The organism is Pelagicoccus sp. SDUM812003 (assembly GCF_031127815.1).
Taxonomy (GTDB): domain Bacteria; phylum Verrucomicrobiota; class Verrucomicrobiia; order Opitutales; family Opitutaceae; genus Pelagicoccus.
Map to the genome: position 1 here is coordinate 411,865 of NZ_JARXHY010000004.1, position 12,692 is coordinate 424,556.

General features: G+C 59.5%; 9 protein-coding genes. 3 read left to right on the forward strand and 6 right to left on the reverse strand.

From position 1 onward, the window contains the following. Positions 1-10: 10 nt before the first annotated feature. The gene (locus QEH54_RS08320; RefSeq protein ID WP_309018196.1) at positions 11-943 is read right to left on the reverse strand and encodes a metalloregulator ArsR/SmtB family transcription factor; all 933 of its coding nucleotides are present in this window, start codon (positions 941-943) and stop codon (positions 11-13) included. A 175-nt stretch (positions 944-1,118) separates the two neighbouring features. After that, positions 1,119-2,975 (reverse strand): transcription elongation factor GreA, encoded by a 1,857-nt coding sequence (gene greA / locus QEH54_RS08325; RefSeq protein WP_309018197.1) that lies wholly within the window; start codon positions 2,973-2,975, stop codon positions 1,119-1,121. A 91-nt stretch (positions 2,976-3,066) separates the two neighbouring features. Between greA and QEH54_RS08330 the strand changes: the two genes are divergently transcribed. Then, the gene (locus QEH54_RS08330; RefSeq protein ID WP_309018198.1) at positions 3,067-4,323 is read left to right on the forward strand and encodes an RsmB/NOP family class I SAM-dependent RNA methyltransferase; all 1,257 of its coding nucleotides are present in this window, start codon (positions 3,067-3,069) and stop codon (positions 4,321-4,323) included. On the opposite strand, the gene QEH54_RS08335 is transcribed toward QEH54_RS08330, so the two are convergent. The 3 genes from QEH54_RS08335 to QEH54_RS08345 all read right to left on the reverse strand — a co-directional run bounded on the left by QEH54_RS08335 (position 4,320) and on the right by QEH54_RS08345 (position 7,630). Next, positions 4,320-5,912 carry a methyl-accepting chemotaxis protein gene (locus tag QEH54_RS08335; protein ID WP_309018199.1) on the reverse strand — a complete coding sequence of 531 codons (1,593 nt, stop codon included), beginning with the start codon at positions 5,910-5,912 and terminating at the stop codon, positions 4,320-4,322. The two genes, QEH54_RS08330 and QEH54_RS08335, sit on opposite strands and share 4 nt — an antisense overlap. Positions 5,913-5,987: 75 nt before the next feature. Then, complete coding sequence (locus QEH54_RS08340) at positions 5,988-6,401, reverse strand: hypothetical protein (RefSeq protein WP_309018200.1); 414 nt, start codon at positions 6,399-6,401, stop codon at positions 5,988-5,990. A 41-nt stretch (positions 6,402-6,442) separates the two neighbouring features. Further along, positions 6,443-7,630 (reverse strand): hypothetical protein, encoded by a 1,188-nt coding sequence (locus QEH54_RS08345; RefSeq protein ID WP_309018201.1) that lies wholly within the window; start codon positions 7,628-7,630, stop codon positions 6,443-6,445. A 469-nt stretch (positions 7,631-8,099) separates the two neighbouring features. Here QEH54_RS08345 and QEH54_RS08350 point away from each other — a divergent pair, with 469 nt between their 5' ends. After that, positions 8,100-10,064, forward strand: a complete 1,965-nt coding sequence (locus tag QEH54_RS08350; protein WP_309018202.1) for a TonB-dependent receptor — start codon at positions 8,100-8,102, stop codon at positions 10,062-10,064. A 20-nt stretch (positions 10,065-10,084) separates the two neighbouring features. Here QEH54_RS08350 and QEH54_RS08355 read toward each other — a convergent pair whose 3' ends face one another. Beyond that, positions 10,085-11,419: an MFS transporter gene (locus QEH54_RS08355; RefSeq protein ID WP_309018203.1), complete on the reverse strand. Its 1,335-nt coding sequence runs from the start codon at positions 11,417-11,419 to the stop codon at positions 10,085-10,087. Between the two features lie 346 nt (positions 11,420-11,765). Here QEH54_RS08355 and QEH54_RS08360 point away from each other — a divergent pair, with 346 nt between their 5' ends. After that, on the forward strand, positions 11,766-12,629 hold the full coding sequence (locus QEH54_RS08360) for a DUF2911 domain-containing protein (RefSeq protein ID WP_309018204.1): 864 nt from the start codon (positions 11,766-11,768) through the stop codon (positions 12,627-12,629). Positions 12,630-12,692: the final 63 nt, after the last annotated feature.

Genomic DNA, 12,692 nt, shown 5'->3' on the forward strand with positions numbered 1-12,692 from the left:
CTGGCGCAATCTAGGGGCGGATGCCGCTGGCCAGCAGCGTTTCGAACTGCGGTTCTTCGTCCTCCTTTGAGACCGAGGTGACTTCCACGTTTTCCAGCCCTGCTTCCTTCAGCCAGCGATGGAGCTGGTTTTCGGCGAAGCCGAGCCAGTGGTCGGCGTAGAGCTCGCGGGCCTTTTCGAAGGAGTGCTCCTTCAAGTCCAGCACCACCAGACGGCCGCCGGGCTTGAGGATGCGCGCCGCTTCCTGGATGGCCCGCTCAGGATGGATGGCGTGGTGCAGGGCCTGGCTTAGCAGGGCCAGGTGCACGCTTTGGTCGGGTAGAGGAACCTTTTCGATGTCGCCAAGCAGGTATTCGAGGTTTTCCAAGCTGTTTCGCTTCGCTAGATCGGTGCCGACCTCCACCATGCGCGGAGAGCTGTCGACGCAGTAGACGCGCTCCGCTCGGCGGGCCAGCAGCTGGGAGATCAGACCTTCGCCGGCGCCCAGATCGGCCACGCGGATTTCGGGAACGAGGTAGAGGAGGAAATGGCCGATGCCTTCCCAGGAGCGCCCTGGACAGTAGTTTTTTCCCAAGCGTCCCGCGATGAGGTTGAAATACTCCTCGGCCTGTCGACGCCGTTTGGCGATGACGCGTTCCAGGCTTTCCTGGTCCTCCACGATCTCCTGCGAATCGCCCACGGAATTCAGGGCGGCGTCGAGCAGGGACCGTTCGTGAGCAGGCAGCCGCGGGCTGAGCGAATAGAAGGATTTCTTTCCTTCGCGCCGATCGGCGACCAGCTCGTTTTGGCGAAGAATGGCCAGTTGCGACGAGATGCGGGATTGGGCCATGCCTAGGGCCTCCTGCAGTTCGGCTACGGAAAGTTCGTCCTGGTTGAGCAGATTCAGGATGCGGAGCCGTGTCTGGTCGGCGAGGGTCTTGAGGATATCCCAGGCAGGTTTCATTGGGTGTCGAGGGCTGAAGACTGGAGGCAGAACGCGGCGGGCGAAAGGAAAATGTTGGGCCGGACGGGTTTGGAGCGGGCTCGAGGCGTTGCGTGCGGGCAGGCGCAAAAAAAACGCCGTCCCTGATCGGGAACGGCGTTTGAAGGAAAAAGGGTTCGCGCCGGGAGGCGGCTTATCAGCTTTTGACCAGGTCCACGTAGCGAGCGATGCTGGCCACGGTGAGCTTGCTCTCGGTGTCCTCGATCTTCAAGACCACTTCGTCGCCCACGGTCTTGCCCAGCAAGCTCTTGCCGAGCGGCGTCTGGTAGGAGATGATCTGGTTGGCGGGATCGCTGTCCCAGGCCCCGAGAATGGTGTAGGTCACCTCGTTGCCGTCTTCGTCGTTGAGGGTGACCACGCTGCCGATGCCGGCGTTGGAGGTCGTTGCCGAAGTGAAGTCGGTGATTTGCGCCTTCTGAAGATCGGCTTCGAGCAGGTTTCGGCGTGACATGAGAACCTGCTGGTCCTGCTTGGCCATCTTGTACTCGGAGTTTTCCTTGAGGTCGCCCAGTTCGCGAGCTTCGGCGATGGCCTTGCTGTTTTCCGGGATCTTCTTCTGGACCAGGTCTTCCAGTTCCGATACGGCCTTTTCGTAGCTCTCTTTGGAAACCATGAGGCCCTGGCTTTGCTGGGTCTCGTCGGACTCCAACAGGGACTGAACGGTGGGGAAGAGTTTGATGAAGCGAGCCAGCAGAGACTTCTTGGTCAGTTCCTCGAAGCCTTGGTTAAGCAGAAGATTGTTCGCCAAGTCCTTGGCGGTCTCGGAGTCCGCGGTGCCGAGCAGGTCGGGGATGAGGTCGCGGTCTTCGCTGAGAATGTCCGCCAATGGAATGCGACGGGCGCTGGAGGACTGCAGGGCCTCGTAGTCGATAGCGAAGAAGATGGAGTTGAGCAGGCGAGGTTGGATCATGTCCTGAATGAGATCCGCGTACTTCTTGGAGTGGCGGTTCTTGACGATCCACAGCAGCACCGGCTCCTTGAGGTTCTGCTCGGTCTGCCAGCGGATGAGCGTCTCCTTGATCTCGTCGCCGAAGCCGTTTTCGATCAGGAAGTTGATGCAGTCGGTGGTGAACTTGCCGGAGCTGTTCTTGAGCAGGTTGAAACAGATTTCCTTCCAGTCGGCGGGGTGGGAGGCCTTGATGGCTTTCAGGGCGCGGCCCTGCTGGTTGGTAGGCAGTTCGTCGATCAATGCGTCGAGGCCTTGGATGTCGGAGAGGATCTGAACTACGGAGGGTTCGAAGTCTTCCACATTCACATCCAGCAAGCGGGCGAAGTCGTTTCGGATCCAGGCGCCCTTCAGCTTTTCGGCCGAGGTGAGCTGGTTGGACTCGCGCACTGCAGTCGCCAGCGTGTGAAGGATCAAGCCCAGCTGATCGCGCAATTCCTCCAGGTGATCGCCTGCGGTCTCGAGCAGCTTCTCCGCGAGCACCACGCGTCGCTTGGCGGATTGGGTGGCGTTGTAGTCCTCGATGATTTCCTCTTCCAGGGTGACCGGTTCCTCGCGCAGCACGTACATGCCAGTCTTGCGGGCGGGCACGGAGATGCGTGGGTCCTTGTTGAGCAGCTTCTTGGTGGCGGTCCACCATTTCTTGTACTTGATCGGTCCGATGACGCGTGCGAGCACGCTCTCGATCTCCGCGGTGCTGGCGGCGAAATTCTGGTACTGCTTGAGCAGCTCGACGATGAGCTCGGTGGGCTTGTTGGAAACGAGGTCTTCTACGGCGGCCGGTTCCAGCTCCTTGCGCACCAGCAGGTGGTCCGGCTTGAGGACCTGCATGGTGCCGACGCAGAATCCCGGGTCCATGCGGTGGCCCTGCTTGTCTTCGAAGTCGATGACCAACTTCTTGTCGGCTGCGTCGTAGTCCTTGATCTGACCGAAGCCCCAGCTCTGATGGATGCAGTAGTTTCCTGGCTGCATCGACTCGAGCTTGGCCTTTGCTGCTTTCAGCTCGGGCTTTCTTGATATGATTTCTGTTACGGCTTCTTCGTTCATCTTTGTGTAAAGAGACTAAAGATTTAACAGAGACGTCTTTTTTAGCAGTTGTCAATGAGACAGCTCGTTCATCAAGGTTCGCCCTAGTAGGATGAAGAACGATTCATGGAGTTTAGCGGTAGAGATGGTGTCGGAATTCCTTAGGAAACCTGCCCGCTTGTCGCACCTGATGGAGCGCCTGCCGCCGGATTTGGACCGCGGAACGAGAAGAACTTGTCAGTCGCTGCTTTATGGAACCGTCAGGCACTTGAGCTTGCTGCAAAAGGCCTTGGGCGAGTGTTTGCGCAAGCGTCCGAAACCGCCCGTGATGGCCTGTCTGCTGGTGGCTTCGCTGGAGCTGATGCAGCGCCCGGAAAACAAGGCGAAGATTGTTCATTTCGCGGTGGGAAAAATGGGGCGTCGTTTCGGTCCGCCCCAGAAATCACTGGCGAACGCGGTGCTGCGCAAGGTGTCGCTCCGCCTGCCGGAGCTCCTTTCGGGGGGAGCGGACACGGCGGAGGACATGAGCTGGCGGTACAGCCACCCGCAATGGCTGGTCCAGCGTTTCCTGGATCAGTTTGGAAAGGAGGATGCGCAGGCCTTGCTCCGCTGGAACCAGCGAGAGGCGGAGGTGTTCGCCCGTTGGCAAGGGGAGCCAGAGCCCAGCGGGGCTCTTGACGAAACGCAGTGGAGCGGATTTTTTCGCGTCCGTCGAGAGGGATGGGCCGAAGTGGAGCGCTTGCTTCAGGAGGGCAGGCTCTACGTGCAGAACCCGGGCGCTCGAATCGCTCCCGAGCTGCTGGCCCAAGGGTTCTCAGGCGGGCGCGTCCTGGACCTTTGCTCGGCGCCGGGGGGGAAGTCGCTCTTGATCGATTCGCTGCTTGGTCCGGAGCTCGAGGAAATCGTGGCTTTCGATTTGGCCGGCCCGCGTTTCGAAAAGATGCTGGAGAATCTTCGACGCTATCGATCCCGTCGGATCCGAGCGGTGGCGGGAGATGTGGAAAGCCTATCGCCTGAGGCCCTCGGGACCTTCGAAGCGGTTTTGCTCGATACGCCATGCAGCAATACGGGTGTGCTGCAGCACAAGGTGGATGCTCGCTGGCGCTTGAAGCCGGAAGACCTGCAGGCGCTGACCGAGCTGCAGCTCCGCTTTCTCAAACGAGCGGCGCCCTGCGTGGCGGACGGAGGCGCTCTTATCTACAGCACTTGCAGCATCGATCGAGAGGAGAACGAAGCGGTCGTCGAGCGATTTCTCGAATCCGCCGAGGGTCGAGGCTTCGTGATCGAAAGTGGCGTCGTATCGATGCCGTGGGTACACGGGCACGACGGATCCGGCGCGTTCCGAATGCGTCGCGAAGGTCCGGCCTAGTTCCAGAGATCGACCTCGCCGCCGGGGGACGACGCGCGCGTTGCGGTCTTGGCGGGCGCGCTTCGCCGAGCGGGCGGGGCGAAGGGCGAAGGAGCTGACTGAGACGAGCGGGCTCGGGAGGCTCTGGAGAAGGCTTGGGCGATGCCGGCCAGACCCATCAGTTCTCCCACCACTTGATCGAGCTTGTTCGATTGGACCTGCAGGTCCGAGCAGGAGGATACGGTTCGTTCGGCGAACTCCTTGCTCTGCTCCGTGTTGTGCGTGAGCTGGGCGATGGATGAAGTGATCTCCTCGATGCTTGCCGCTTGTCGGCTGGTATCCTGAGCGATGCTGCGGATGTGCTCGCTCACTTCTTTCATCATAGAGGAGACCTCGTCGAAGGCTTCGCAGGTTCGTCGCACGATCTCTGTGCCGGAATCGATCTTATGAGCCGAGTTTTCGATCAGCTGCGAGCTGTTGTTGGCGGCCTCTGCGGATCGACCGGCGAGATTGCGCACTTCGTCCGCCACGATGGCGAAACCGGACCCCGCTTCGCCCGCTCGGGCCGCTTCGACCGCGGCGTTGAGGGCGAGCAGGTTGGTCTGGAACGCGATATCGTTGATGGTTTGGATGATTTTCTTTGTTTCTTCGCCAGAGGTGGCGATCTGCTCCATGGATGCGTTCAGCTCCAAGATGGTTTCTCGGGTGCTCTCGAAGCGTTGGAAGCAGCGCTCGGTGATTTCGTCAGCGGATTGGGAATTCCCGGCGGTCGCCTGGGTCATTTCCGCCTGCTCCAGCATGGACTCGCGAGCGGTGTTGAGGGTTTGCACTGCGGTGGAGCTGGTATCGGCGGAGTCCTTGGCGGACCTCACGAGGTTGCCCGAGGTTTCTCCGACGCAGTCGGAGCTCTTGTTGAGCTGATCGAGCGCCTTGGAAAACACCTTGCCCATGCGGGTGGAAGCGAGCCCGCCAAAGACGGCGATCGCGACGGCGACCGCGAGGTTGAGGATGGAGAAGCTGGTGATGTTGGTGGCGAGCGAGCTGAACCCGTCGATGGTTTCGCCCAGCGATGCCTGATAGACGGCGGCCACTTCGGCCTCGCCTTTGGAGAGGGAGGATCGAAGCGCTTCGTTCAGTTTGGGGACTTCCCCGTCCCATAGCTCGATGGCTTCGAAGAACATGTCCTGCTTGAGCAAGTCGCGCACTTCGCTTGTCTTGGAGGCGTAGGCTTCGAAGGCGGAGCGGATGCTGGCGACGGTGCTGGCGTTCGAACTCGAGGAGATCTTCTCTTCGAGGGAATCGATGATGCTCACGGCCTCGCGAGCCAGGGCGAGCGACTCGTTTTCCTTGCTCCTTTTTATCTCTTCGCTCTGGCCGAAGATGTAACCAAGGTTTGCGATCTCGAAGCGCAGCGAAGTCTGCTTGAGGTCGTTGAGTAGTTGTTGGCTGGGTACGCTCTCCTGCTGGAACTGGTCTACGATGTTTTCGCCGTTTCGTATGGAGTTGAACATGTAGAGCCCCTCTCCGACGATGAGAAGGGCCAGCAAAGTGAGCATGCCAGTGATGAGTCTGAAACAGGTTCTCAGGTTGATTCGCAGCTTGGAATTCATCTTGTTCGAGTGTGGGTGACGTTGGTTCGCAAGGAAGCGCCCGAGCGGGATCGCTGGGCGCTGACGGTCGGGTCGCTAGTTGACCTTCTTCACCGAAGCGAGGTCTGCGGAGTCGTCGCAAATGCCGATCGCTCCTGGATTGCTTTGCACGAAAGCGACCACTTCGGCGCCGCTTTCGAGCTGCTCCGGCATGGTGCCGCGTCCGGAAAACGCCAGTCGCTGCCAATGGCTCTTGAAGCGCGACTGGTTCATGCGAGCGTAGCTTTCCAAAAGGGCGTCGGCGGTTTCGCTTCCTTTCAGTACGGCGATTTTGACCTGCTGGCCGTTTTCCCAGTGCTGTCGTTTTCCGACCAGCACGGAGGCGATCTTTTCCTGATCCAGCGAATCGTTGTTCGAGGCATTGACCACGACGGCTCCACCGGCGTGTAGCAAGCTTGCGAATACAGTCGTGGCGAGGACTGCGAATGCGGTTTTGAAAATCGTTTTCATATCGGTAGAGGGATTGTTCCGTTTTCGGCGATGAGGGCCCATTAGAACGTGAAGGTGCTCTTGGCGGCGAAGAGGGTCCAATCGTCGACTGGATTCGGATTCTGGCCGAGCTGGTTGAAGAGTCGGCTCATGCCGTCCATGAAGTGGACCTCGGCTTTTAGGGTCCAGTAGTCGGTGGCGTCGTAGCGGAGAGAGAATTGGATGTCCTTCTGGTATTTGAGCGGGTCGTCCTTCTGGTCCGTGTTGTCGTAGTAGGCTGCGTAGGTGACGGCGCCCTCGAACTTTTCGAGGAAGCGGCGAGCGCCGCTGACGTACCACGAGTTCGCTTTGGATTCGGAGAGTTCGGCGGGCAACGGATTGCCGGCGATCGATCGAAGCGATTCCGCTTCCACATCTTGTATGTGGTACTCGGTCGTCAGGGTCCAATCGCCGACGTAGTACTCGGCGGACAAGCGCGTTTCGGAGATATCGGCTTGGGTTTCGATGGTGATGGGGTAGTTGACCACTGGGATGAGCGCATCGGCCTTGAAGGCGAGACCGGAGTAGACGTTGTGGTTGGCGCCCAATCTCAATCCGGAAAGTGGCGTGTTCCACCAGAGTTGCAGCCCGGAGTTGGTGTCCACTTCCGCCTCGCTGAGTCTGGTGTTGTTCAGTTCTCTGCTCAGGGAGGTGAGCGCGGCGCCAGCGAAACCGCCTTCAGTGCCGAAATCCATCGCTCCGTGGTAGGCGATGTAGTCCACGCTGCTGAGGGCGCCGGTGGAGAGGGAGCCGTAGAGGGAAACGCCATCTACGGATGCGGAAAAGTCGCGGTAGCGCGAGTCGTACATGCCCACCGGCAGGAGGACGGAGGTACGGGCGATATCGATGTCCTGAATATCTGTATACAAGCCGACGGAGCGCTTGACCCGACCGACGCGAAGCCCGAGAGCCGGGTTCACGTTGTAGTCGACGAAGAGGTAGTCGATCAGCGGCTCGTAGTTTCCGTACTCGCCCAGTTCGAAGGCGAAGAGCTGCCCCTTGACCGAAGTGCGCTCGATCGGCGTCCAGGTAGCGTTGACGGCTGCTTCCACGAACTCGAAGGAGCCGTCCTCGCTATCCACGAAGTAGTTGTTTTCGTCGGAATGCAGGTATCCGTTGCTAATGAATCCACTGTAGGTGAAGTCGCCTGCCAGAGCGTTGGAGGCGGCTGCGGCGATGGTAGCGACCGCTAGTGCGTATGCGTTTTTCATAGGAATGTTCTGTTTGATCTGGAGCTGACTCGCGGAGGCTCGACGGCGTCGAGCAGTTCCCGGATCGGCCTCAAGGGCCCGAGCGGGGCTCCGCGCCGTCATCGGATCGTTTCAGGAAAACTTATGCCTGTATCTCCTCGCTGAATACGTAGGCTGGCCTTTTAAACTCTTTTAAGAAGCGATGGGAGCCATCCTGATGCGCAAAATGAGGATGACTCCTTTAGGCAGTCGGGATTTCTAAAAGCGGAGCCTTGTCCTATGGGGAGTGGCCGACGCCGCGCTCGCTACTGTGAAATGCGCGTTTTGTGGCTGAGCCTGTTTTCGAAGCTCAACAAGGAATCATTGGCTGCTTCGCTTGAAGACGCAGAGAAACTGCGTACGGTCGTAAGCGAATCCACTCGATTATCGGAAGATGCGCCTAAACCTGTTGCGAGTTTTTGTCCCTTTGCTGCCTCTTTTTCTCCTTCCCTTGGTTAGAGCCGACTCGGCTCTTCTGGATCTGAGCTTGGAGGAACTCCTGAATGTGAAGGTGTCCGGGGCGATTTTGGGAGAGAAGGAGCTTGCTCTGGCGCCATCGGCGGTGACGGTCTTTCAGCGCGGCGAGCTGGCTAGACTTGCGGTGGACGAGCTCGCGGAGCTGATGAATCTGGTGCCCGGCTTTCAGTCCTACCGTTCGTCGAACAACGCGCTGAGGTCGGTCTATTCCTCGCGAGGGCGGCGCATGAGCAACTCGGAAGGGGAGGTGCTGGTGCTGGTCGATGGAATGAGGATGGATATCGCTCGATCGAGCGGGGCGATCGATGCGGTCGCTGGGCTCCCCCTAGAGATGATCGAGCGAGTCGAGTTCGTCCGGGGGCCGGGTGGGGCGGTCTATGGCTCCAACGCCATGATGGGGGTGGTGAACATCGTGACGCGTCGGGACCGAAGCGAGGTGACTGCGGAAGCGGGGGCTTTCGGACACCAGGAGGTGACGGTGTTGGGCGGCGACGATATCGAGAGTTTTCGCGTCGACGCGTTCTTTCACTGGGAGAAGGACGAAGGGGATCGCTATTCTCTTTTCGTGCCGTCGGCGGGGGAAGAGGTCTCGTTCGAGGATCCTCAGGAGACGCTTCGTCTCCACCTGAAGGGAAGCTGGAAAAACACGCGCTTGATGTTCCAGCATCGCCGGAACCGGACTCGGGGATTCCTCACCAGCGGCCTGGCGTTTGGCGACCAGCAAAGCTCGTCGACGAACTTCAGTCTATTGGGAGTGGAGCAGACTGCGACCTTTGGGCCGATCGACGCCACCATGCTTCTGAGTTATTCGGAGGATTCGCTAAAGGACGTGGGACTGCTCTTAGGGGAGGGGCAGCTGGCTCAGATCAGCGTGCCGCCGAGCAACGAGCCGTTTCGATCCAAGGCTGAGTATCACGGGCACCATGAGGTTCGGGGAAAGGTGGTGGCGGACTGGGCTCTGGATCAGTCGAGCGACTTGCAGTTTGGGATGGAGTTCCGAAAGCTCGAGCTGGATGGAGTGTATATAAATAGCAACTACGACTTTGCCGCCTTCGTATCCGGTCAGACCCCGATCCCCTACTACGGTGGGTTCGAGGATACCTTTTTGTATCAGTATCCATCTCGCCGCGACATCTTGGGAGTCTTCTTCCAGTACCAGAAACGCTTCGAGGAGAAGCTTCATCTCACCGCGGGTCTGCGCTACGACTCCTTTTCCTCGATTGGCTCGGAACTGTCGCCTCGCTTGGGCTGCGTGTATCAGCTCGACAAGCGCAACAGTCTCAAGCTCCTCTACGGATCTGCCTTTCGGGCGCCTTCCGAGGAGGAAATGAACCTGAGCGAGAATCCCTTCTACGTCGGAAACCCGGACTTGAAATCCGAGGTGGCGGAAACTGCCGATCTCATCTGGGTAAGTCGTGGGAAGAGCCGCTATCTGAGCCTGGGAGTCTTCGTTTCCTCCTTTGAGGACGCCATCTCGCTGGTCAGCTATCCGGACGGACGAAACGTTCATCAGAATGTGGAGCTCGGAAGTTCAAAGGGATTTGAGCTTGAGGCGTCCCAGCAGATCGGAGAGCGATGGTTGGGGCGGCTGACCTACACTCACCTGATGGATACGCCGGACGCATTCTTTCGGGAAGCCGATGAAAAGGCGTCGTTTGCTCTTTGCTACAATACGAACGGTTGGATGGCCAATCTCACCAGTGTCTGGACGGGAGGCCGCCAGACGGCGATTCGTGGAGGCAGCTTGCTTAACCTCGACGACTACTGGGCGGTTCATGCCAAGGTCGAGTACAGAACGAGCGACGGTTGGAGCTACTTTTTACGAGCCAAGAATGTGGGAGATCAGCAATACCTGGTGCCTTCGCTCACGGTGGATTTTCTCGGCGGGATTCCCTCCCGCGGGCGCGAGCTTACGGTGGGGATTAGCCGACGCTTCTAGCGCTTCGCTCAATGGAGCGCTCAGGCGGTTTCCGATTTGTCGGGGCGGGGCAATCGCAGGCACAGGGCGGTGGCCACCACTACGATAGCCGCGCCGGCTAGATAGAGAGTATCTGAACCGAACCACCAGAAAATGAAGCTGGCCGCGACAGGGCCGATCGCGCGCCCGAGCGATCCGAGCGATCGGAAGACGCCAAGGGCGCGCCCTTGCTCTTCCGGTTTGGCGTAAAGGGAGACCAGCGACGTCAGGGTCGGGCTGCAGAGTCCGGCTCCCAGGGCCATGAAGCCCAGCCCGGTGTAGAGCAGCGGCTGCGTTTCGGCTCGCGATAGGAAGCCCAGCCCGATGGCCACCAGAGTGAGGCCGGCCAGAGCGGTGGCCTTTTCGCCGATCTTGGGCGCGAGACGCCGCACGATGCCGCCTTGGACCACGATCAGAATGAAGCCGATGAAGATCATCATCTTGGTGATGTCGCCCGGAGTGTATCCGAACCTCTCCACTCCGAGAAACGAAAGGGTGAACTCCATGCCGCTGAAGGCGAGGATGTAGACCAGGTATGCGAGGTTGGTGCGGCGCACGGCTCCGCTTTGCGGCTGGGTGAGGCGAGCGATGGGGTTGCGGGGCAGCTTGCTGGCCCCGCGATTCTCGGGCGGTAGCGACTCCACGAAACGGGCCCGGATCCAAAGAAAGTTAGCCAGCGAAAGCAGGACGGCCACGAAAGCCACGAAGGAGAACGGGTTGATGCCGAGCTCGGCCAGCTCCGGATACCAGTCGAGGGGATTGACCATCACGCAAAGACCGCCGATGGCGGGTCCGACCACGAAGCCCAGGCCGAAGGCGACTCCGATGAGCCCCATGCCCTTTGATCGGTTTTCCTTGGTGGTCACATCGGCCACCGCGGCGGTGGCTACGGAGAGATTGCCGCTCATGGCCCCTCCGATCAGGCGCGCCGCGATCAGCAGGGCGAAGTTTCCCGCAAAGAGCCACAGGACATAGCTCAAGCAGGTGCCCAAGGTGGTGATCAGCAGGATGGGGCGGCGGCCTTTCTGGTCGGAAACGCTGCCCCACAGAGGAGCGAAGAAGAACTGCAGGGTGGCGTAGAGCGAACCCAGCAGACCGCCGAAAAGCACCGGTGTGAAGCGCTCCCCGCCGCCGGTGGTGTGAGAAAAGGCGTCGAGGCGCTGCAGGATCCAGGCGAGCACGCCCGCGTCGCCATCGAGTTCCAGATAGTAGTCGAGGATCGATGGAAAGAGAGGAAAGATCACGCTGAACCCGACCAGATCGATGAAGATGGTCAGGAAAATGATACCCAGCGAGAGCTGCTTCCTTGGTGTGGACTGTGGCGTTGGCTGGCTCAAGGGCGACGTTTATTGACGGTCCCCTGCAGGGCAGGCAAGCGCAAAGGCGGGGCCATGGATCGCTAAAGGACGCGCGCTTATGACGCGCCATCGGATCAGTAGAACCCCTTCTCGGTCGCGTCGCTTGCGGGTCGATGAGGGCGCGCCCGCCTGCTCCTGGGGAGCGGGCCTTCGGTTTCCTTCAGCTGGGAAAGAAGGCCGATCGCCGTCAACGGGATGCGAATCGAAACTTTGCAAAAAATCTGCAGCAAAAGACAGGGCTGCGGAGTATATCCTAGCGTCGTATGGATTGGTTCAGCTCTGATCCATCCTTCGCTTGAACTCCTTGCTAATCGAAATGCTAGAAATGAAATCCCATCGTATCCTCGCGAAGCGTCTCGGCGCTTTCTTGTTAGCCAGCCTTGTCACCGTCTCTCTGCACGCCCAGTTGCGCACCCCAGCTGCCAGTCCGCACGCTCACGTGAAGCAGATGGTCGGATTGACGGAGGTGGAAATCGACTACTCGCGACCCAGCGTGAAAGGGCGCGAGATCTTCGGCGGCCTGGTCCCGTACGGAAACGTCTGGCGCACCGGAGCCAATCAACCGACTAAGATCACGTTCAGCGACGACGTGGTTCTTGGCGGAGAGTCCGTCGAGGCCGGAACCTACGCTCTCTACACCATCCCGGCAGAGGACGAGTGGACCATCATCGTCTACGGTTCCACGGAACTGTGGGGCTCGTTTGGATACGACTCGAAAAACGATGTCGCTCGCTTCACCGCCAAGCCGCAAAAGCTGCAGACTGCGGTGGAGAGCTTCACCATCGGCATCGACGACTTGAGAAACGACTCCGCCTCCATCTACTTGGATTGGGACCACACCCGCGTCGCCTTCAAGTTGGAGGTTCCGACCGAGTCGAAGGTCATGACGCAGATTGACGAGCTCAAGGGAACGCCGGAATTCGACAAGCCGAACGTGCTCTTTTCCGCCGGTACCTACTACCACGCAGCAGGCAAAGATCTCAAGCAGGCTCACGAGTGGGTGAGCGAGGCTTGCGAGAAATCGGAGTCGCCAGCGTTTTGGATGTACGCAGCCAAGGCTCGCATCGAGGTCGACCTGGGAAAGAAGAAGATGGCCAAGGCGTCTGCCGAGAAGACGCTGGAGCTCGCTACCGAGGCGGGCAACGGCGACTACCAGAAGATCGCCAAGGATATACTCGCCTCGTTGTAGCGAAGACTTGCATGCGCGGATTGGGCACGGAGCTCGATCCGTTTTTCGTTTCCACCCGAGCCT